The following is a 20,574-nucleotide window of genomic DNA, read 5'->3' as shown; positions in this document are numbered from 1 at the left end:
ACCGTCATGTGTCCGCCGCTCCGCTAAACACGGGGGCTGCGCGGCGGACACGCCGACGTCACCGCAATGCCACGCCATTTTGCAGAACTTGACGCACACAACTGCGCCTAGCCGGCCCATGCAGCTTCCGACTTCACAAGATTGTAACTACATTAGCTGCAGCGCAAGTAACCATTTCGGACTAGGGAACGGGTTCCCCTTCGATCGAAAGCGCTGGGCTGCCGGCGAAAAAAGCAGGCGTTTTAGCCGTTCTCGCCGCCGAGCGCCTTCCAATTTTGGGACAGAGGTTGGCTGATGCCCTTAAACTCACGGCTACGCATTGGTTGGATCTATGCAGCGACAAGGCCAACCTTGGCAAAGCCTCTACATAGTCACCTTCGGGCAGCACCAGTCTTGGAATTCACGCCCTCAAGCAAGGCGAGCAGGCCTTTCAGAATTTCGATTGGCGGCGGCGGACAACCTGGAATGTGCAGATCGACAGGCAAGGCCTCGGACACTCCGCGCACCACCGCATAGCTGCCGGAGAAACAGCCGCCATTGCCTGCGCAATCTCCCAGTGCGACCACCCATTTTGGGTTGGGTGTTGCGTCGTAGGTCCGCTTCAATGCCTCGCGCATGTTTTTTGTGACCGGCCCGGTGACGAGCAGTACATCGGCATGGCGCGGTGATGCGACGAACCGGATCCCAAAACGCTCGATGTCATAGAAGGCGTTGTTCAGCGCGTGCATCTCAAGTTCGCAGCCGTTGCAGGAACCAGCATCGACCGCCCGGATCGACAGGCTTCGCCCCAATCGTTTGTGAGCAGCCCCATCGAGCGCGCGTGCGAGTTCGTCGACTGCCGTGCTGCTTGCCAACGGCGGACGCTCGGTGAGAGGGGGGCGTATCAGGCTTTCGAAAAGAAGCTTGCGCATGACAGCGTGCCTTCAGAGATCATGGCCCGAATAAGAGCAGTTGAACGATTTGTTGCACAGCGGAAAGTCGGCAACGATGTTTCCTTCGATCGCCGCTTCAAGGAGCGGCCATTGAAACCATGACGGATCACGGAGGTGACAGCGCTCGACCAAGCCGCCCTTGCCAATGCGCAGCCAGGCCAGAATATCGCCGCGGAAACCTTCGACGAGCGCCATGCCTTCATGCGATCGGTTTGTCTGCGCGAAATCGACGCGGATCGGCCCGTCTGGCAGCTGTCGCAGGACTTGTTCGATCAGGGACAGGCTCTGTTCGACCTCGTGGATACGAATCCATACACGGGCGTTCACATCGCCTTCCTGGAGGAGAGGTACATCGAAGGCGAGTTCGCCATAGGGTGGATAAGCGAGATTGCGTCGGGCATCGAAGTCCCGACCGGAGGCCCGGCCAACGTAGCCTCCGGCGCGATATTGACGAGCGAGTTCCACCTTCAGCCGGCCAGTTGCGACAGTCCGATCCTGCAGCGACGCCGTGTTGTCGTAGAGTTCGACCAGCGCGGGAAACCGCTGCCTGATCTCTGCGATCAGGGACCTGAGCGCTGTCGTGCCCTCATCGCTCAGGAAGCTTGCCACGCCTCCGGGCACGATGCAGTCGCGCATCAAACGATGACCGAAGGCAGCATCGCTTGCCCGCAATACGCGCTCACGCAGCACCCCACAGTGGGCATGCATGAGCGCGAAGGCGGCATCATTGCAGATAGCGCCGATGTCGCCCAGATGATTGGCCAGGCGCTCCAACTCGGCCATGAGCGCTCGCAGCCAGACCGCGCGTGGGGGAACCTGGACACCCAGCGCCGCCTCGACCGCGCGGGCAAAAGCGAGGGAGTATGCCACGGTACTGTCGCCAGAGGTTCTGCCCGCCAATTTGGCTGCACGGTCGATGTCGGACCCCGCCATCAGGCCTTCTATACCCTTGTGCGCGTATCCGAGGCGCTGCTCCAGCCGGACGACCGTTTCACCGCTCGCCGTGAACCGGAAATGGCCCGGCTCGATGATGCCGGCATGCACGGGCCCGACCGGGATCTGATGCAGGCTCTCCCCCTCGGCAGGCAGGAAACTGTACGGGAAGGCAGTCGCAGCAGACGTCCGGACGCGGGTACTCAACGGATAGCTGACACCCCAGTGGCCATGATCAAGCCACCGTCTCATATCAGGCGCGCCTTGTGGCAGGAGCCCGAACAGGTCAGCAGCCGCACGTTCGAGCCGCAATGCGGGCGGATGCAGCCGGCCGACCGATGGGTAGCGGCCACTGGGGCATTCCAGGCTGACGACGCCGATGTCCCCGGCGCTTTCATCGAGAAGTGCCATGTGGACGGCGCCTGGCTCACCCCATAGGCCGAGCAAGCTCCAGTGGCCCTCGGCCAGTTGCTCGACGGCAAAGCCCCATTTTTTCGGAGTCACCACGGCGCGCGACCACGGGAAATGATTTTCGACACGTTGGCCAGCAAGGATGAGGTCGATCAGCGCGGGCATGCTCTTTCTCTCCTCTGCTCACCCCAGGATACTTGCGACGTGCTGGAACCATGTGACCAGCGGTGGCGGCAGATAGATGCCGGCGGCAAACACCAACGCCAAGTGGGAATACATCGGAATGTAGGACGCCTCGGCGGGTGCAGTGCTGCCGCGCGGTTCGCCGAAAGCGACGCCGGTCAGTCGAAGCAGCAGGGCGCCGAAAGCGAGCAGAATCCCGAAAACCAACGGCATCGCCAAAAGAGGGTGTCTTGCAAATGTCGAACTCACGACCAGGAATTCGCTCATGAAGATACCGAGCGGAGGGAGGCCGGCAATGGCAACGACGCCGATGACGAGCGCCCAGCCAAGGGCAGGATGTGTTTCCGTCAGTCCCCGGATTTCGGCGATGTTCTGTGTCCCCTTGACCTGGGCAATGTGGCCGACCGTGAAAAAGATCGCCGACTTGGTCAGGCTGTGCATGACCATGTGCAGCAGCCCGGCAAAATTGGCGAGCGGGCCTCCTATGCCGAAGGCGAACACGATGATGCCCATGTGCTCGATCGAGGAGTACGCGAACAGGCGTTTGATGTCGCGGCGGCGGTAGAGCATGAAGGCCGCGAAGACAAGCGACGTCAGTCCCATCGTGATCATCAATGGCCCAGGTGCGATCGCTTCCGGGCTTGCCGCGAGCAATAGCTTGAAGCGCAGCACGGCATAGAGTGCGACGTTTAACAGCAAGCCCGACAGCACTGCGGAAATCGGCGTTGGACCCTCAGCATGCGCGTCTGGCAGCCAGGCATGTAAGGGCGCAAGGCCGACCTTCGTCCCGTAGCCGAGCAGCAGAAAGATGAAGGCGACATTGAGCAGAGCCGGATCGAAGCGCGCGGCGTGAGCGATGAGCACCGTCCAGACCATCGCATTCGTCCCCTCGCCAACAACCGGCTGTGCAGCCATGTAAACGAGGATGGTGCCGAACAGTGCGAGCGCGATGCCGACGCTGCCCAGAATGAAATATTTCCAGGCCGCCTCCAGCGCTTCGTGCGTGCGGTAGATGCCGACCATGAGCACGGTGGTCAGCGTGGCAAGCTCCACCGCCACCCACATCAAGCCAATATTGTTCGACACGAACGCCAGGTTCATGCCGAACATCATGACCTGGTACATTGCGTGATAAAACCGCAAGTTCGGGACTGTCAGCCGCCCGCTCTCCAGTTCGTGGGCAATGTAGGAAGCGCTGAAGACGCTGGTGGTGAAGCCGACGAATGTGTTGAGCACGATGAAGACGATGTTGAGATCGTCGACGAGCAGATACTGCCCAGGCTGCGGGCGGTCGGTGACAAGAAGCGACAGTGCGGCGAGGAAGGTCAGCAAGCTCGCCGCGACATTGACGCCCGCCGATATCCGGTATTTCGGCAGCGCCGCCAGAAGTGCGGCCGCGAAGACCGGTATCAGCAAAATGGCGGCCACCGCATCGAGGGAAAACGCGGTCAACGGTGTTCTCCCCTGTAGTCGTCGAGCGCGCCGACATCCACCGAGTCGAACCTCTCGCGAATGCGGAACAGGAAGACTCCGATGACGATGAAGGCGATAAGGATCGAGAAGGCGACACTGATCTCGACGACCAGAGGCATGCCCTTGGCCCCCGTGGCGGCGAGAACCAGACCGTTCTCGAGCGACATGAATCCGACAACTTGGCTGACGGCGTTACGGCGGGTGACCATCACCAGCAGGCCCAGCAAAATGATGGACAGCGCGAAAGCCAGGTCCTCGCGGGCGAGGGGATCAGCCTCGGGAGTGACGCGCAGCATCAGGACCATGGACAGGGTCACCAGGCCTATCCCCGCAAGCATCGTCGTACCGATGCCGACGGCGGTCTCGACGTCACGATGGATGCCGAGCCGCTGAATGATGCGATGAAGCCCGACAGGAATGACGATCGCCTTGAAGACGAGGGCGATTGCCGCCGTGACGTAGAGATGATGCGCGTCCTGAATGTATGCCTGCCAAGCTACGGACAGGGCCAGCACGATTGCATGAAGCGCAAAAACGTTGATCAGAGCAAAGAGGCGATCCTGATACAGCATCATGAAACTGACCAGCACCAGGCCGCCGGCGAGCAGGTGAGCGATGTCGAAGGTGAGGCCGTTCATCAGAGGCTCCGTGAGACGAACAGCAGGAGCGTGCCGAGCAGGGCCAGCATCAGCGCTGCCCCGAGGAAATCCGGGACGCGGAAGACGCGCATCTTGGCGATGGCAGTCTCAAACACGGCGAGGAGAACGCCACAGACGGCAAGCTTGCCGACATAGGCGACGACACCCGGAGCAAGGGATTCCAGTCCTGCCCCGGCGCTCGCCAGTCCCCAAGGTAGGAAGACGCAGGAAATCAGCGACACATAGAGCAGAAGCTTGAGGAAGGCGGCAAACTCGATCATCGCCAGATGGCGACCGGAATATTCCAGCACCATCGCCTCATGAACCATGGTGAGTTCCAGGTGGGTCGATGGGTTGTCCACGGGTATGCGGGCGTTTTCGGCGATCGCCACCATCACGAGGGCGATGAGCGACATCCCGAGCGACACCCGCAAGCCAACCTCCGGTGACCCCATGAAGGCGGCGACCGTTGAGAGTTGCGTAGCACCCGCGACGAGCGCCAGGCTGAACACGATGAGCAGCATGGCGGGTTCGGCCAGCGAAGCGATCATCACCTCGCGGCTCGAGCCGATGCCGCCGAAGCTCGTGCCGACGTCCATGCCTGCCAGCGCCAGGAAGAACCGGGCGCTTCCCAGCAGTGCGACAATGGCTATGAGATCGGCGGTCCAACTGAATGTGAGGCCGGCGGCGAATGTCGGGATGAGCGCCGCGCCGACCCAGGTGGTGGCAAAGATCAGATAGGGCGTCACGCGAAACAGCCAGGATGCGTTGTCCGCCAGAACGACTTCCTTGCGCATCAGCCGCAAGAGATCGCGGTAAGGTTGGATCAGGGAAGGACCCTGGCGGCGCAAGAGCCGTGCCTTCACCTTGCGCACGAATCCGGTCAGGAGCGGCGCCAGCAAAAGCACCAGCGCCATCTGCGCGCCTTGAACGGCCAACTCGAGAATCACGGCCATAGTGCGAGCACCAGGAGCAGGACAATGAGAAAGAGAAAGACGAGGGTCAGGTAGCGCCTGATCGTCAGGAACTGCAGATGGTTGAGGTGGTCGGTCGCAAAGTCGAGGGCCCGGCCGATAGGCAGGTACAGCGTCTCCCAGATCACATCATGCATTTCGACATTCAGACGAGCCGGACCGGTCTCGCCAGGTGCCGGCATTTCGATGGTTTCCCTTGCACGGAATACGAACGTGCCGAAGACGCGGCGGATAGGCTGCGCGAAGCTGACGGCCGTGTACTGCGAGCTCGGGACCACATCCGGGAAGCCACAAGCCCAGGCGGGACCCCGACGGAGTGCATGTGATGCAAAGCGATGGATCACATATGCCGCAGCGGATGCGGAAAAGGCGATGAACAGGAACACCAACAGGCCGTTGTAGGAACTGCGGCTCGCTGCAATCGGCACGATAGACAGCCAGGGCTGGGCCATCTGCACAGGCATCCGACTGCCGATCAGTGGCAGTGTCACCGATGAGAGGCCGTCTATCACAAGACCGGGCAGAATGCCGGCCAGGAGACAAAGGGCAGCGAGAATGAACATTGCCGCCAGCGAGTAGCGGTCGACCTCATGCGCCAGTTCCACCGCGGCCGAGCGTGGCCGGCCGAGGAATGTAATCCCGAACGCCTTTACAAAGCAGGCCGCGGCCAGTGCCGCTGACAGCGCCAGCAGACCGCCAACGGCGGGCACCATGACCTTCAGTCCCCATTGTGGCAGATCGGGGCTCTGCAATATGGCCTGAAAGGCCAGCCATTCGGAGACGAAGCCGTTGAAGGGTGGAAGTGCCGAGATCGCGACGCAACCGACGAGAGAGGCAAAACTTGTAAAGGGCATGCGGTGGATGAGACCGCCCAGCTTCTCCATATCCCGCTCTCCGGTTGCCGTCAGCACGGCGCCCGCGCCGAAAAACAGCAGGCTCTTGAAAAAGGAATGGTTGAGGACGTGGAACAGCGCGGCGGTGAGCGCCAGCGCTGCAGCCGATGGCATGGCGTTCGCCTTGAAAGCGAGCGCGAGACCAAGGCTTACGAAGATGACGCCGATGTTTTCAATGGTGCTATAGGCAAGCAGTCGCTTCAGGTCCTTTTCCATCAGCGCGTAGAGGATGCCGAGAACCGCCGTCAGGCCGCCAAGGAAAAGCACGGCAACGCCCGACCACCATGCCGGCTCACCGAGCAGATCGAAAATAACGCGTATGAAGCCATAGACTGCGACCTTGGTCATCACGCCGCTCATGAGAGCCGAGACTTGGCTTGGCGCGGCCGGATGAGCGAGTGGCAGCCAAACGTGCAGCGGGACAAGTCCAGCCTTGGAGCCGGCGCCCAGCAGCATGAGAACCAGGACGAAAGCAGCGGCGAACGGGGTGGGGTCGGCGGCTCGCATCGCGTCGAATGTGTAGGTTCCATCGGATCCGGCGAGCAGGCCGAACGCAAGCAGCAGCGCGAGTGTGCCGAAGCTCGCCATCACGAGATAGATGTAGCCCGCCCGCGCATTGTCCTGCTCGCGATGGTGCGCCATGACGAGCGCCCAGGAGGCGAGCGACATGAATTCCCAAGAAAGCAGGAAAGTGAAGGCGTCGTCGGCCACCACGACAAGGTTCATTCCGGCTAGGAAAGCCGGGAAGAACGGCAGCACCCGATGCGGCGCAGACTCATGCCTGCCGTAGCCGAGGCCATAAAGGCTGGCCATGGAGCCGCCGAAGTTGACGACGATGAGGAAGAAAGTCGAGAGCGCATCCAAACGGAAATGAGCGCCAATCCATGGCAATCCAAGAGGCAACACCACAGTCGACGGGGTGACGGGATTGTCGGCGATGCGGCTCGCGAGAACCATGAGCACGGCCGCCGATATACCTAGCGTCAAGCCGTAGATCAGGCGTGTTCCCGAGTCCGATCTGCGGCTTTCCGCAATCGCAAGCACCGCAGTCCCCAGGAGCGCAGCAACGCCCCACAGGAGGACCGCGGCCCCCGAAATCACGCCACGCTCCTCACGGGGAGTTTGGCATCCGTGTCGACCCCGCCAAGGATTTTGGCGGGGTCAAAATCCGCTTTCAGTCGCACGCCGCGCCCACCGATTTGGCTGGAGGCGCCTTCAGCGATCAATTCCACACCGGCGAGGTCAAGTGCCCCGATCAGCTTCATGAGAGAATCGACGTTACCCCGAATAATCGACTCGCTGGCTTCCATGCGTTGAATTGTCGGCACGGAAAGACCGGACAATTCGGCAAGCCTGCGCTGGTCGATGCCAAGGAGCGCCCTCGCGGCACGCAACTGTGGAGCAGTTATCACGGTCGCATCCCCCTTTTTGATCAGCTTTGAGATATTATCTCTACGTCTTGCAGCATATATTAAAATGCGGCGCATTCAATTAGTGATGCGTGGCGCATCTGTCTTGAGGCTGTAGAAAACCGGGTAATACGCCCTGCGCACCAAAGCCATGCGGCCATTCCCGTCACGGCCAGTCTTGTCGCCAGCCGTCTCGGATTGCGCGTGATGGGGCTGGCAATGGGCCTTATCTCGGCCGGCCACTCGATTGGAGCCGCCGCGGGCGCGTCGGCTATCTCTTCGACCTCACTCTACGTTATGAGTGGGTATGGCTGAGTTCGCTTGCTCTTGCCGTTGGGCCGGTCTCATCGTGTTCGTGCTTCAGGATCGGCCAAAACAGATAGCTGCCGAAATCCAGGAACAGCGCCTTCGCGAATGTGCTGCCAAATCTGGCATGCGGCAAAGCTCTGTAGCGCTACTGCCAAAGCCGCCTCATGCGAACGGAGACGTCCTCCAGGACTGGCATGGAGGCCAGCACGAGGAGAATGGCCGCGAGAAACAACGTCGCCGCGAAGCCGACATGCTTGAAACCCACAGCGCCGATGACGCCGCCGAGAAAGAACAATGCCACAAGCGACGCAAGCAGCCTCAGCTTTCTTCGATCTGCCTTCACGAACAGTTCGTCCGAGTCACTCCCCGAGATGTTCCAATAAAGCAGCTTGCCGAGTTCGATGCCCATGTCAGTCACCAGGCCAGTGACATGCGTTGTCCGGATTCTGGCTTCCGACAGCTTGGTGATGATGGTGCAAAACCGGGTGTCAAAATTGCAAAATCGCGCGACCCGCTACAATGAGACGACTGGCACCGGCACATCTCTATGTGTCTGATATATCTTTGGAATTTGGTAGCGGGAGAGGGACTTGAACCCCCGACCCCAGGATTATGATTCCCGTGCTCTAACCAACTGAGCTACCCCGCCAAGGCGGCGAAGGCCCGAAATCCAGCTTAAATCGGCAGGCATATCGGCGCGTTCGCCAAGGTCGCGCGGATATAAGGTTGCGAGGCCAAGCCTGTCAAGCATCGAAGTGGCTGCCGCGCCGGCATATTGCTGGCGCCTAAAGCTTTGCCGGGCAGACATTTGGGCGCACAGGCCGGGGTTGAGTTCAGCGAGGCACGTCGCTATGTCTCGGCCACGAAAGCCATGGTCATGAATTGATGAAACCGCGCATTGCAGTCCTCGGTTGCGGATACTGGGGCAGCAACCACATCCGCACCCTAAAGGCGCTCGGCGCGCTGCATGCGGTTTCGGACGTCAACCCCGCGCGTGCGGAGGGTTTTGCCAGCGAGCAGGATTGCCTGGCGATAGAGCCGGAGGCGCTGTTTGCCCGCGACGATGTCGACGCCATTGTGATGGCGCTGCCGCCGCAGTTCCATGCCGACATGGCGGTGCGCGCCGTGCTCGGCGGCAAGGACGTGCTGGTGGAGAAGCCGATCGCGCTGACGGTGGCCGATGCCGAACGCTCGGTGCAGGCGGCCGCCGATAATGGCCGTGTCTTCATGGTCGGCCACGTGCTGCGCTTTCATCCCGCCTTCGAGACGCTGAAGGCGCTGATCGACAATGGCGAACTCGGCGAAGTCCGCTACATCCATTCGCATCGGCTCGGCCTCGGCAAGTTCCACACCGAAAACGACGCGCTATGGGATCTGGCGCCGCACGATCTGTCGATGATCCTGGCCATCACCGGCACCGAACCGGTCGAAGTGCGCGGCGAAGGCGCTGCTCTTCTCGACAATCTCAGCGACTTTGCGCATTTGCACATGCGCTTTCCCAACGGCCTGCGCGGCCATCTGTTCGCCTCGCGGCTCAACCCTTACCGCGAACGGCGGCTGACCGTTGTCGGCACCAAGGCGATGGCGGTGTTCGACGATGTCGAGCCGTGGGAGCGCAAGCTTGCCGTCTATCGCCACGCGGTGTGGCAGGACAGCGGCCAATGGGCGTTCACCGCCAACGAGCCGTCCTATGTCGCGGTCGGTGAGGGCATGCCGCTGACGCGCGAGCTGGAGCATTTCATCCACTGCATCGAGACGCGGGCCGAACCGCGCACCAGCGGCGAGGAGGCCATCCGCGTGCTGCGCATCCTGACCGCCGGCACCGTCGCCCATACAAGGCCCGCCCATACAAGGCCCTAAGAGAAAACGCCGTCTATTCGGCGGGAACGCGCGCCGGCTGGACGGCAAGCCGCGTCAGCATCGCCTCGGCCTCGGCGCCGCGCTCGGAGCGCTCGATGAAGCCGCCGCCGAACACGCGCGCCTCGTTGCCATCGTCGGAATAGAGCACGCAAGCCTGACCGGGCGCGATGCCGGATTCGCCGTCGACCAGTCCCACCGAAGTGACACCGGCGCGGTGATGCAGCACGGCCGGGCGCGGCGGCCGCGTCGAGCGCACCTTGGCGAAAAGCTCAAGCCCGGCCGCCGGGATAGCGGTCAGCGGGCCATCGCCCAGCCAGTTCATGTTGCGCAAGAAGATCTTGTGGGTCTCCAGCGCCTCGCGCGGGCCGACGACGACGCGGGCCCGGTCGGCGTCGAGATGAACGACGTAGAGCGGCTCGCCCGAGGCGATGCCGATGCCGCGGCGCTGACCGACGGTGTAGCGCAAAATGCCCTCGTGGCGGCCAAGCACGCGCCCGTCTATATGGACGATGTCGCCCGGATTGGCGGCAGCCGGCTTCAGCTTGGCGATGATGTCGGAATATTTGCCCTGCGGCACGAAGCAGATGTCCTGGCTGTCCTGCTTGGCCGCAACCGTCAGTCCCATCTCCTCGGCGATGGCGCGAACCTCAGGCTTCGACAGGCCGCCGAGCGGAAAACGCAGATAGTCGATCTGCGCCTGGGTGGTGGCGAACAGGAAGTAGCTCTGGTCGCGGTCGGCGTCGACCGGCCGGTAAAGAGCGCGGTGGGCGCCATTGGCGCCGGAACGGATGTAGTGGCCGGTCGCCAGCGCGTCGGCGCCGAGTTCCTTGGCGGTCGCAAGAAGGTCGGCGAATTTCACCGTCTGATTGCAGGAAACGCAAGGGATCGGAGTTTCGCCGGCGACATAGCTCTCGGCGAACGGGTCGATCACCGCCTTGCGGAAGCGCTCCTCGTAATCGAGGACGTAATGCGGGATGCCGAGCGTCTCGGAGACGCGGCGGGCATCGTCGATGTCCTGGCCGGCGCAGCATGAGCCGGCCCGGTGCGTTGCCGCGCCGTGGTCATAAAGCTGCAGCGTGACGCCGACGACGTCGTAGCCCTCGCGCTTCAGGAGGCCGGCAACGACCGACGAATCGACACCGCCCGACATGGCGACGACGACGCGGGTGTTTTCGGGGCGTCCGGGAAGATCGAGGCTGTTCATGGTTCTTTCGTTCTGCGCGGCGCTTCAATGCCAATGGCCGGAATATAGGTCAAGCGTCCCGGCTGCGCCAGCTTTGCCGGGCCGGCTCATTTTTCCTGCCGGGTTCAATGCGCTTGCCGGCAGATGTTTCAAATGCCGATGAAAAGGCTAACGCCGCGTTCATGATCCTTACCTAACCATTAGGGTCTGCTTAGGCAAATTTTAAAGCTGTGGCGGTAATGTGGTGGGGATTGGGTCTTTGAGTTTTTTGTAGAGAGTACGATGACCGATCTAATTAGACCGCGAGTCAAATATGTTATCGGGCCGGACGGCAGCCCACTTACCATCGCCGATCTGCCGCCGACAAACACACGTCGCTGGGTTATCCGGCGCAAGGCGGAAGTGGTGGCGGCGGTGCGTGGCGGGCTTTTGAGCCTCGAAGAGGCATGCCAGCGCTACAAGCTCACCACCGAGGAATTCCTGTCCTGGCAAGCGTCGATCGACGAATACGGCCTTGCCGGCCTGCGCACCACGCGCATCCAGCAATACCGGCATTAGGCCGATAAGGGCACTGATCAGCGCCCTTACGTTTGCGAGGGGCGACGATCTGCAATTTCAGACCGTCAGCACCACCTTGCCGATCGGCCTGGTGGCGAGAAAGGTATGGGCTGCACCGGCCTGTTCGAGCGGAAACGCCTTGGCCACGTGGACGGCCAGCTTTTTCGCGTCGATCAATTTGCCGAGCTCCACCAGAGCGGCACGGTCGGGCACTACGGACATGCGCTCGACGCGGATGCCTCGCGTCCTGGCCTTTGCCTTGGTGGCATCGCTGACATCGAGCAGCGACACCAGAACGCCGCCGGCCGTGAGCACTTTCAGTGATTGCTCCGCATGCACGCCGCCGAACGGGTCCAGAACCAGATCGATGTCGCGGGCCTTCCCGGCGAAATCATCCCTTGTGTAGTCGATCACCTCGTCGGCGCCGAGCGAGCGGACGAAATCGAGCTTTTCCGGGCTGGCGGTCGCGACGACGTAAGCGCCGTGCGCCTTGGCGATCTGCACCGCCAGATGGCCAACGCCGCCGGCTCCGGCGTGGATCAGCACGCGCTTGCCAGAATCGAGCCGGCCATGGCGGACAAGGCCTTGCCAGGCCGTCAGGCCGGCCAGCGGCAGCGCGGCGGCTTGCGCGTGATCTATGCCTTCAGGTTTCGGCGCAAGCTCATCAGCCGGGACAGCGGCGAGTTCGGCGTAGGCTGCCGCCTGTTTGGGAAAGCGCGTCATGCCGAACACGGCATCGCCGACCTTGAGGCCGGAGACGCCGGAGCCCAGCGCCTCGACAACTCCCGAAACGTCCCAGCCAAGGACAAAAGGCGGCTCGCCAAGCAGCGGATAGTGGCCGCCGCGCACCGCACCATCGACCGGATTGATGCCGGCCGCCTCGATGCGGACGAGCACTTCGCCGGCCTCGGGTGATGGCGCGGGGCGATCGGCAATGACGAGGACGTCGGGTCCGCCGAAGGAATTCTGGATAATGGCACGCATGGAAGGCTCTCCTGCTGATTTGATGTGCCACTATCATTTGGATAGTTACATTCTCTTGTCTAGTATGTACCTTTTTGATATATACGCACCTCATGGATAGTGAAGATGTTTCCCGGCTATGACGCCTTTCGGCGGTCGTGCCCGTCACACGCCGTGCTCGAGACGCTCGCCAGCAAATGGGTCTACCTGGTGATCTGTGCGCTGCGCCGGGGCCGGCTCCGCAACGGCGAATTGGCGCGCAAGCTCGAAGGCATCACGCCGAAAATGCTGACGCAGACGCTGCGTATCCTGGAACGCGACGGGCTTGTGCGGCGCGAGGTTTTCCCGGTCATTCCGCCGCGTGTCGAATATGAGCTGACCGAACTTGGCCAGAACCTGGCAGGACTGCTCAATCAGATCAGAGCCTGGTCGGAGCAGCATGTGCCCGACATCAAAAATGCGCGCGCACGGGCGGCGGAACAGCAAGAAGATCTGGATGCCTGAGGCGGGCACAGTTCGGTGCGCAGCAATAGCGCGCAAGCGCGACGCGCGTTAAAGTCTTGTTTTCAGCCGATCATGGCGCTGCGGCCGCCGGCTTCCGTGTCGCGCGCCTTGGTGTCGCGCGATTCCAGCATCTCGGCCTTGGAAAGCTCCGCTTCGGCTTCGCTCAACAATGATTCGGCGACATTTCGCTGCTGGGCGAGGTCGCTTTGCGAATTTCTAAGGTTGTCGCGGCGTAGACGTGCCGCCTTGGCGAAGGTCGGATAAGCAAAGTGATTGATGTCGGTGATGCCGGCCTTCTTCTCTTCGGCAGCGATCTGAAGTTCCAGCTCGACGGCCATGCGCTCGAATTCGGCGATCATCATGTCGAGCTGCAGCAGCTGCCGCCGCTTCTCGCTCACCTGAAATTGCTTCAGCCGAACGAGGTTTTCACGTGACTTCATGATTCGGTACTCCCGGAAACGCACACCTGCACATATCGTCCAATTCACCCGGCAAGGCCCAGGCCTGACCCGTTTCCACCGGCTTTCCCCGAACTATGGGAAACAAACTCCTAAAGTTTTTTGCCGGCGGTAACCATTCGTTTACGGGCATTGTTAATCATACGGCTCAGGACTTAAGGGCGGGTAAAAATTCTGCTTCTCGTCGCGAAACCCGGCCAACGAGTCCGAAGAGTCACTTAGTCTGGCTTATTAATGTGCTGCATTAACGGTTTGGGTCTGTGATTCATTATTGGATTCAACGAGGTGTAGAAAGGGGTTAAAAAATCTGATACCGTCATGGACGGGGAATTAGGTTTTATTAACCATTCGATGGCAGCCTCTGCTCAGGCAATCACTGCTCCGGTCCTGGACGGGTCGTGAAATGGTCCGGCAGCAGAAAAGGGGAATGAAATGCGCGTTCTGCTGATAGAAGACGACAGTGCAACCGCACAAAGCATCGAGCTGATGCTGAAATCGGAAAGTTTCAATGTCTATACGACCGACCTTGGTGAAGAGGGCGTCGATCTAGGCAAGCTTTACGATTACGACATCATTCTCCTCGACCTCAATCTCCCCGACATGTCGGGCTATGAAGTTTTGAGAACACTTCGCCTTTCCAAGGTGAAGACGCCGATCCTCATCCTCTCCGGCATGGCCGGCATCGAGGACAAGGTGCGCGGCCTCGGCTTCGGCGCCGACGATTACATGACCAAGCCCTTCCACAAGGACGAACTGGTCGCCCGCATCCATGCCATCGTGCGGCGTTCCAAGGGCCATGCCCAGTCGGTCATCACCACCGGCGACCTGGTGGTCAATCTCGATGCCAAGACCGTTGAAGTCGGTGGCCAGCGCGTCCATCTGACCGGCAAGGAATATCAGATGCTGGAACTGCTCTCGCTGCGCAAGGGCACCACGCTGACCAAGGAAATGTTCCTCAACCATCTCTATGGCGGCATGGATGAGCCGGAGCTGAAGATCATCGACGTCTTCATCTGCAAGCTGCGCAAGAAGCTCGACGCCGCGTCTGGCGGGCAGAATTACATCGAGACCGTCTGGGGCCGCGGCTATGTGCTGCGTGAGCCTGAAGATATCCGGGTCAGCGCCTGAAGCAAGGGCATGATCCCAAAATGGGCGCCGGCTTTCGGAAAAGAACCTGGTAAAACAACGAGATAGAGCTCATCCCGATTTCATCGAGATGGAACAGGCTCTGATCAGGCGGCAATCTTCAAGGCGCGGAAGCACTCGAGCAGTTGCGGCCGGTTGAACGGCTTCAGCAGGTAGCCCTGGGCGCCGGCGCGCTTTGCCCGCATGATCGCCCCGACGTCGACTTCGACCAGCGAAATCAAGACTTGCGGCACTACCGGGCTTTCCATGGCGCGCACGCGGCGGATGAGGTCCTGCGCCTGCATGTCCGGCAAGGCGCCGTCGACGACGATGATATCAGGCATGTCGACCGCGCACATCTCGATCGCCTCATGGCCGCTGGCGGCTTCGATCACCATCATGCCGGAACCGCCCAGGATACGCCTTGCAACCTTCCTGATGACGCTCGAATTGTCGACGAACATGCAGCGTTTCATTCCCGGACCCTCTTTGCCATGCGGCAAACCGACAGCGTCGTGGCATCTGCCGGGGAACATAGGCCGATCTGGTAAAGAAGCCGAAAAGCCGTTAGGTAAAATTTTCCTGAAGGTGTTTTAAGCGAAATCTTCTTTCGCAATGCTTCACGCAATTAATCTGCAAGCCGGTCTCACAGATGTTAAGACGACGCCGCAAATATGATTTGGAGAAAATACTTTTCCGGCTCTTAGCAGAACTTCAGACTGCAGAAAGGACGATCTCGTCGGCGGTCGCATGGATCGAAATCGTCATGTTGGCTTCGCGGGCCAGGAGCAGCGTGTAATAGGGCTGCACCGAATGCGCGTCGATCGGCTCTTCCGGCCTGTGGCCGGAATGCAATTCCAGGAATTTGGGCGGCACGCGGAGCATCGGGCCGCTCGCCGCGAGCGCAAAGCGCGGCTCGGTCTCGAGGTTCTCCAGCGTGACCACCAGCCTGCCGCCGCGCGGAATGGCGGCGTTAGCGACGAGGATGAGATTGAGCAGCAGCTTGACCTTGTTCTTGGGCAACAGTGCGCGGGTTCCGTTCCAGATCAGTTCCGGCTTCTCGTTCTTCAGGAAGGCGATGGCCACGGCCTCGGCGTCCCCGGTGTCGATCAGCATGCCGGCGGAACCGGCGGCACCGAAGGCGATGCGAGCGAATTGCAGGCGGGCGGAGGCGTTTTTGGCGCTTTGGCGGATCAGCTTCATGGCGTCTTCGTCGGCGCCGCCTTCGTCGAGCAGCTCAAGCCCGTTGTTTATGGCGCCGACCGGCGAAATGATGTCGTGGCAGACCCGGCTGCACAGCAGCGCTGCCAGATCGGGTGCGGAAAGGGTGAAAAGCTCGGCCATCGGCAAAAATCCCTGCAAATTTCACAACACAATGACCGGGCGATCATGATCACGCCTGTCCACACGAATCACGCTCTCTCCCAAGCATTCTGAATACACAGCGCTTGTGCGTGCAGCAACAAATCCGAAATCATGATTGTCGAAAATGGCGTGTTCACGCAGCAGGGTGCTGCGCGGGCGATGTGAAAACAGCCTTCGAACCGCCATCTTCATGTGGGAGTTTAATGGTTGAAAAAGGATTACGGCATAGTTTGCCCCTAACAGTCATCCTTAACGGCCGCCAAAGAGCCGTACGGGTGCGAGGCGTCGGCGAAAGTGCTCCCTGACGGAGATTGGAAGCATGGTTTCCCGATTCTACGACCGGACTTTTTTCCGTGTCATCTCAATGACGATCGCGCTCATCGGCCTTGTCGCCTTTTCGGCATCGGCCGCGCGGGCGCAGGAATACACCGCGCAGGAGATCGTCGATTCCGGTCATAAATTCTTCGGCGCTACATCGGGCGGGCTCGCCACCGTCGTCGAGAAGATTTTCGCCACCTATGGCCTGCCGAACGGCTATCTGCTCGGCGAAGAGGGGTCCGGGGCGCTGATCGGTGGCCTGACCTATGGCGAAGGCACGCTCTACACCAAGAATGCCGGCGATCACAAAGTGTTCTGGCAAGGCCCGTCGCTCGGCTGGGATTTCGGCGGCGAGGGCTCGCGCGTCATGATGCTGGTCTACAATCTCGACGATGTGAGCAGCCTGTATAACCGCTTTGGCGGCGTCGCCGGCTCCGCCTATGTCGTCGCCGGCGTCGGCTTCAACGTGCTGAAGAACAACAATGTGCTGCTCGTGCCGATCCGTACCGGCGTCGGCGCCCGTCTCGGCGTCAATCTCGGCTACCTCAAGCTCACCCAGCGCGCGACCTGGAATCCGTTCTGACCTGCATGATGGCGCCACTGCGATTGGACCTGTGATCCCACGGTCTGAGCTTTGCCGCGGCATACTCTTGCCGTGGCGCCGGATTTCCGTCATGCGAAGATGGCAAAGTCGACCTTTGGCGGTTGCCATGCACAACGGATAGTCATCTTGGTCCAGTCGATCCTGTTCTTTGTCCTCGGCTTTCTCTGCGCGGGCTTTCTGGCGCTGATGATTGCTCCGGCCGTGTGGCGGCGGGCGGTGGCGCTGACGCGCAAGCGCGTCGAGGGCTCGATGCCGTTGACGCTGGCCGAGATTCAGGCGGACAAGGATCGCGTCCGCGCCGAGTTCGCCGTTTCGGTGCGCCGGCTTGAAATGACCGTCAAATCATTGCGCGAGAAGGCCGCCGAGCAGCTGGTCGAGATCGGCCGCGACCGCGAAGCCCTGAAGGAATTGGCGGCCGAGCGACAGGACAAGAACCGGGTCGTCGCCGATCTTACAGCCAGGGGCGAGGAGCTTCGCAAGCGCGATGAGCAGCTGCAGCAGCTGTCGGAACGGCTTGCGGAGACCGAGCGCGCCCTCGAAAAGCGCGGGCTCGAACTGCGGAAACTGGAGCACATGTATGACGACGCCAGTTTTTCATCCAGCAGCCGGCAGATCGAGCTGGTGGCGCGCGAATCCGAGCTGCAGAAGTTGGCAAGCGACATTTCGCTGCTGCGCGGCCAGCGCAAGGAGGCGGACAGGCGCAGCCAGGAATTGGCAGCCGAAAGCAAGGTTTTGCGGGACGCGCTGAAGGCCGAGAAGAAAAGAACCGGCGACCTGGAAAAGAAGGTCGAACGCCTGCTCGCCTCGCTGGCCGATCGCGAGGACAGGCTGGAGCGCCGCGAAAAGGAACTGGTGCGCCTTCGCGAAAAGCCGAAAGGAGCTGAAAGCCCGCCTGCGGTGCGCCTTGCCGGGGTGCGAGGCAGCCAGGTCAGCGGGACCGCCAACGGCGACGACATCGAAAAGGCAACCGCCAAGCTCGATGCCGAACGCGAGCGGCTGGAGGCCAGGCTGACATCGCTGGCACGCGAGAACAGGCGGCTGAAGACAGATCTTGCTGCCGTCGAAACGTCGAAATCGCGGACCGGAGACGATACCGGCAGCGCCAGCGCCGCATTGCGCGAAGAGATGAACGATCTGGCGGCGCAAGTCGTGGCCTTGACGGCAAAGCTCGACGGGCCGGATTCACCGATCGCCCGGGCGCTTGCAGCGCCTGAGGATACGCGGCCGGGGAGCGGCGGACGCAGCCTTGCCGATCGGGTGCGGGCGCTGCAGAAGGCCGCTTCGACCGACTGAGATTCCGCCACTTGGCCGCAAAATGCCCGACTCTCAAATTCCGGAAAAATGATGCAGCGCGATGGCTGACGCGGCGGCGACGTTCAGGCTGTCGAAGCCTTGCTCCATACCGATCCGCAGCGTCTGCAGGCGGGCAAGCAGGCTTTCCGGCAGGCCTTCGCCCTCGGTGCCGAGATAGAGCGCCAGCCGCTCGTTTCTCTTGGCATCGCGAATGTCGATCTGCCCGCGCGGCGACAAGGCGAATTGGCTGAAGGCTTGCCGGTCGAGCATTGCGGTGCAGCCGGCGGTATCGGCAAAGCAGGCGAAGGGGACTTTCAAGGCCGCGCCCACCGAGACGCGGATTGCCTTGCGGTACAGCGGATCGCAGCAGGTCGGATCGAGAAGCACGGCATCCGCGCCGAAGGCGGCGGCATTGCGGAAGATCGAGCCCATATTGTCATGATTGGCGATGCCGACCAGCACCACGATCAGCGCGCGGGCGGGCAGTGCGCCGAGCAAAGCTTCAGCGGAGACGGCCGCGCCCTTGCGGCCGATCGCCAATATGCCGCGATGCATGTGGAAGCCGGCGATCCTGTCGATGACTTCGCCGGATGCGACATAGATCGGAAGCCCGGCAGGCGCCTTGCGCAGGACGTCATCAAGGCCGGCCAGCCGGTTCTCGAGCACCAGCACCGATTCTGCCTCGAAGCGACGGGCGGCGAGCAGCGTGTCGAGCACCACCTTGCCTTCGGCGACGAAACGGCCTTGCCGGCCGGCAAGATCGCGTTCCCGGATGTCGAGATAGGCGGCGACGCGGGGATCGTGCGGGTCGTCTATGCGGATCGGGTTCATGGCTTCCTCGGCGGACCCTGGCGTCGGCCGCGAATCGGGATTCGGTTTCGGAAGGCACGATGCCGGATCCGAAGGAGTTCAGACCGTATCTCAGCGTCCAAATGGATGCACGCCGTTCTAACGGTCAAATCCAATCACTTGGCGGCGGGCGGAGACGCCCTGCCTGGCCTCCTGGCGGCACGGCGATATTTGATTTCCGCGACACGGCTCTTCGGCCAAGCCGCTTCAATGCAGAATTTCGATGGGCGAAGGAACCACACAGGGCCATGCCGCGTCATAGAGGCGGGCTCCCTGCTGCGGTCCTGGGAGGACATCGATGATCAGGCTCCTCCTCGTCTTTACCGCCACGCTTGCCCTCGCATGCGGCGTGGCTCGCGCGGCCAAGCTCGATCCAGCCACCGTCAATCAGGCCCAATTCACTATCGGCGAACCGAAGGGTGTCGATCCGATGCTGCTGAAGGCGCAGATCCTTCTGGATCGCGCCCGCTTCTCGCCGGGCCTCATCGACGGTCGCCTTTCCCAGAACTTCGCCAAAGCCGTCGCCGCGTTTCAGGCGGCAAACGGACTTCCGCCCGATGGCAAGCTCAGTCCACAAACCTGGAGCAAACTCATCGCAACCTCCGCCAAGCCGGTGCTGGTGACCTATGAGGTGATGCGCAAGGATGTGCGCGGACCTTTCACCAGGCGTATTCCGGCTCGCTTGGAGAGGATGGCCCGCTTGCGGCGGCTCGGCTACCGCAATGCGGTGGAGAGGTTGGCTGAGCGCTTCCACGTCAGCGAACAATTGCTGCGAATGCTCAATCCGGGCACCAGCCTCAGGAAACCAGGCAGGACGTTGGTGGTGCCTGATGTCAGCAGGGGCGACCCTCCCGCCGGCGTTGCCGCCGTCGAGGTCGACAAGGGCGCCCGCCTGGTGCGTGTGCTCGACCGTGCCGGCAAATGGCTGGCGGTCTACCCCGCCTCGATTGGGAGCGACGAGAAGCCGGCGCCAAGCGGCATGGCAGAGGTCAGGCGCGTGGTGCACAACCCTACCTATCACTACGATCCGGACTTCGCTTTCAAGGGGGTCAAGACCAAGCGGCCCTTCACCATCGCTGCCGGGCCGAACAATCCCGTGGGATCGGTCTGGATCGATCTCTCCATCGAAAGCTACGGCATCCACGGCGCGCCCGAACCGGGCAAGATCGGCACCACCTTTTCGCATGGCTGCATCCGGTTGACCAATTGGGATGCCGAAGACCTTGCCTCGATGGTGCAGCCGGGCACGAAGGTCGAGTTCAAGGACGAGATTGCGCAGGCCGCCGACGAGCGCGTTCAGTAGCAAGGCTGACTTGGCAGCAAGGCGGACTTGGCAGCA

Annotated in this window: 20 protein-coding genes, 1 tRNA gene and 1 pseudogene; 7 read left to right on the top strand and 15 right to left on the bottom strand. The window is 61.5% G+C overall.

Features of this window, described 5'->3' with window-relative positions:
- Nucleotides 1-371: 371 nt before the first annotated feature.
- The 9 genes and pseudogenes from NKI59_RS31740 to NKI59_RS31700 all read right to left on the bottom strand — a co-directional run bounded on the left by NKI59_RS31740 (nucleotide 372) and on the right by NKI59_RS31700 (nucleotide 8,804).
- On the bottom strand, nucleotides 372-911 hold the full coding sequence (locus tag NKI59_RS31740) for an NADH-quinone oxidoreductase subunit B family protein (RefSeq protein WP_352682056.1): 540 nt from the start codon (nucleotides 909-911) through the stop codon (nucleotides 372-374).
- A 12-nt stretch (nucleotides 912-923) separates the two neighbouring features.
- Complete coding sequence (locus tag NKI59_RS31735; RefSeq protein ID WP_352682058.1) at nucleotides 924-2,441, bottom strand: hydrogenase large subunit; 1,518 nt, start codon at nucleotides 2,439-2,441, stop codon at nucleotides 924-926.
- A gap of 18 nt (nucleotides 2,442-2,459) precedes the next feature.
- Nucleotides 2,460-3,911: a hydrogenase 4 subunit F gene (locus NKI59_RS31730; protein WP_352708509.1), complete on the bottom strand. Its 1,452-nt coding sequence runs from the start codon at nucleotides 3,909-3,911 to the stop codon at nucleotides 2,460-2,462.
- Complete coding sequence (locus NKI59_RS31725) at nucleotides 3,908-4,570, bottom strand: hydrogenase-4 component E (RefSeq protein ID WP_023675519.1); 663 nt, start codon at nucleotides 4,568-4,570, stop codon at nucleotides 3,908-3,910. Before NKI59_RS31725 ends, NKI59_RS31730 begins: the two co-directional genes overlap by 4 nt.
- Nucleotides 4,570-5,526 carry a respiratory chain complex I subunit 1 family protein gene (locus tag NKI59_RS31720; protein ID WP_023675520.1) on the bottom strand — a complete coding sequence of 319 codons (957 nt, stop codon included), beginning with the start codon at nucleotides 5,524-5,526 and terminating at the stop codon, nucleotides 4,570-4,572. The genes NKI59_RS31725 and NKI59_RS31720 overlap by 1 nt, the downstream gene beginning before the upstream one ends.
- Nucleotides 5,517-7,538: a hydrogenase 4 subunit B gene (gene hyfB, locus NKI59_RS31715; protein WP_502901137.1), complete on the bottom strand. Its 2,022-nt coding sequence runs from the start codon at nucleotides 7,536-7,538 to the stop codon at nucleotides 5,517-5,519. The genes NKI59_RS31720 and hyfB overlap by 10 nt, the downstream gene beginning before the upstream one ends.
- The gene (locus tag NKI59_RS31710; protein ID WP_023675522.1) at nucleotides 7,535-7,849 is read right to left on the bottom strand and encodes a helix-turn-helix domain-containing protein; all 315 of its coding nucleotides are present in this window, start codon (nucleotides 7,847-7,849) and stop codon (nucleotides 7,535-7,537) included. Before NKI59_RS31710 ends, hyfB begins: the two co-directional genes overlap by 4 nt.
- A 463-nt stretch (nucleotides 7,850-8,312) precedes the next feature.
- Nucleotides 8,313-8,627: pseudogene (locus NKI59_RS31705) on the bottom strand (YoaK family protein); the annotation flags it as partial.
- Between the two features lie 100 nt (nucleotides 8,628-8,727).
- Nucleotides 8,728-8,804: transfer RNA gene (locus NKI59_RS31700), tRNA-Met, on the bottom strand.
- A gap of 236 nt (nucleotides 8,805-9,040) precedes the next feature.
- On the opposite strand from NKI59_RS31700, the gene NKI59_RS31695 reads away from it, so the two are divergent.
- Entirely contained in the window at nucleotides 9,041-10,015 is a 975-nt protein-coding gene (locus NKI59_RS31695; protein WP_352452922.1) for a Gfo/Idh/MocA family protein, read from the top strand.
- 13 nt (nucleotides 10,016-10,028) lie between these two features.
- Here NKI59_RS31695 and mnmA read toward each other — a convergent pair whose 3' ends face one another.
- On the bottom strand, nucleotides 10,029-11,219 hold the full coding sequence (mnmA, locus tag NKI59_RS31690) for a tRNA 2-thiouridine(34) synthase MnmA (RefSeq protein ID WP_352680939.1): 1,191 nt from the start codon (nucleotides 11,217-11,219) through the stop codon (nucleotides 10,029-10,031).
- 261 nt (nucleotides 11,220-11,480) lie between these two features.
- On the opposite strand from mnmA, the gene sciP reads away from it, so the two are divergent.
- The gene (sciP, locus tag NKI59_RS31685) at nucleotides 11,481-11,756 is read left to right on the top strand and encodes a CtrA inhibitor SciP (protein WP_023679563.1); all 276 of its coding nucleotides are present in this window, start codon (nucleotides 11,481-11,483) and stop codon (nucleotides 11,754-11,756) included.
- Between the two features lie 57 nt (nucleotides 11,757-11,813).
- On the opposite strand, the gene NKI59_RS31680 is transcribed toward sciP, so the two are convergent.
- On the bottom strand, nucleotides 11,814-12,740 hold the full coding sequence (locus NKI59_RS31680; RefSeq protein ID WP_352708508.1) for an NADP-dependent oxidoreductase: 927 nt from the start codon (nucleotides 12,738-12,740) through the stop codon (nucleotides 11,814-11,816).
- Nucleotides 12,741-12,845: 105 nt separating this feature from the next.
- On the opposite strand from NKI59_RS31680, the gene NKI59_RS31675 reads away from it, so the two are divergent.
- Complete coding sequence (locus NKI59_RS31675) at nucleotides 12,846-13,223, top strand: winged helix-turn-helix transcriptional regulator (RefSeq protein ID WP_352708507.1); 378 nt, start codon at nucleotides 12,846-12,848, stop codon at nucleotides 13,221-13,223.
- Between the two features lie 62 nt (nucleotides 13,224-13,285).
- Here NKI59_RS31675 and NKI59_RS31670 read toward each other — a convergent pair whose 3' ends face one another.
- On the bottom strand, nucleotides 13,286-13,663 hold the full coding sequence (locus NKI59_RS31670; protein WP_023719275.1) for a flagellar export protein FliJ: 378 nt from the start codon (nucleotides 13,661-13,663) through the stop codon (nucleotides 13,286-13,288).
- 450 nt (nucleotides 13,664-14,113) lie between these two features.
- On the opposite strand from NKI59_RS31670, the gene ctrA reads away from it, so the two are divergent.
- Nucleotides 14,114-14,809, top strand: coding sequence for a response regulator transcription factor CtrA (ctrA, locus tag NKI59_RS31665; protein ID WP_006203583.1), 696 nt, complete (start codon nucleotides 14,114-14,116; stop codon nucleotides 14,807-14,809).
- Nucleotides 14,810-14,913: 104 nt separating this feature from the next.
- Here ctrA and NKI59_RS31660 read toward each other — a convergent pair whose 3' ends face one another.
- Entirely contained in the window at nucleotides 14,914-15,282 is a 369-nt protein-coding gene (locus NKI59_RS31660; protein ID WP_023679559.1) for a response regulator, read from the bottom strand.
- 238 nt (nucleotides 15,283-15,520) lie between these two features.
- On the bottom strand, nucleotides 15,521-16,150 hold the full coding sequence (gene chpT / locus NKI59_RS31655; protein ID WP_023679558.1) for a histidine phosphotransferase ChpT: 630 nt from the start codon (nucleotides 16,148-16,150) through the stop codon (nucleotides 15,521-15,523).
- 340 nt (nucleotides 16,151-16,490) lie between these two features.
- Here chpT and NKI59_RS31650 point away from each other — a divergent pair, with 340 nt between their 5' ends.
- Nucleotides 16,491-17,072, top strand: coding sequence for a DUF1134 domain-containing protein (locus tag NKI59_RS31650; RefSeq protein ID WP_023679557.1), 582 nt, complete (start codon nucleotides 16,491-16,493; stop codon nucleotides 17,070-17,072).
- Nucleotides 17,073-17,219: 147 nt separating this feature from the next.
- Nucleotides 17,220-18,386: a coiled-coil domain-containing protein gene (locus tag NKI59_RS31645; protein ID WP_352708506.1), complete on the top strand. Its 1,167-nt coding sequence runs from the start codon at nucleotides 17,220-17,222 to the stop codon at nucleotides 18,384-18,386.
- Nucleotides 18,387-18,419: 33 nt separating this feature from the next.
- On the opposite strand, the gene NKI59_RS31640 is transcribed toward NKI59_RS31645, so the two are convergent.
- Entirely contained in the window at nucleotides 18,420-19,217 is a 798-nt protein-coding gene (locus tag NKI59_RS31640) for a TrmH family RNA methyltransferase (protein WP_352708505.1), read from the bottom strand.
- Between the two features lie 316 nt (nucleotides 19,218-19,533).
- Here NKI59_RS31640 and NKI59_RS31635 point away from each other — a divergent pair, with 316 nt between their 5' ends.
- Nucleotides 19,534-20,538: a L,D-transpeptidase gene (locus NKI59_RS31635; RefSeq protein WP_352708504.1), complete on the top strand. Its 1,005-nt coding sequence runs from the start codon at nucleotides 19,534-19,536 to the stop codon at nucleotides 20,536-20,538.
- Nucleotides 20,539-20,574 lie beyond the last annotated feature (36 nt).

The sequence above is a fragment of the Mesorhizobium sp. M0598 genome, assembly GCF_040320865.1.
In the GTDB taxonomy this organism is placed as follows: domain Bacteria; phylum Pseudomonadota; class Alphaproteobacteria; order Rhizobiales; family Rhizobiaceae; genus Mesorhizobium.
Note: the sequence above shows the minus strand (reverse complement) of the source record. Positions and strands in the feature narration are given on the sequence as shown.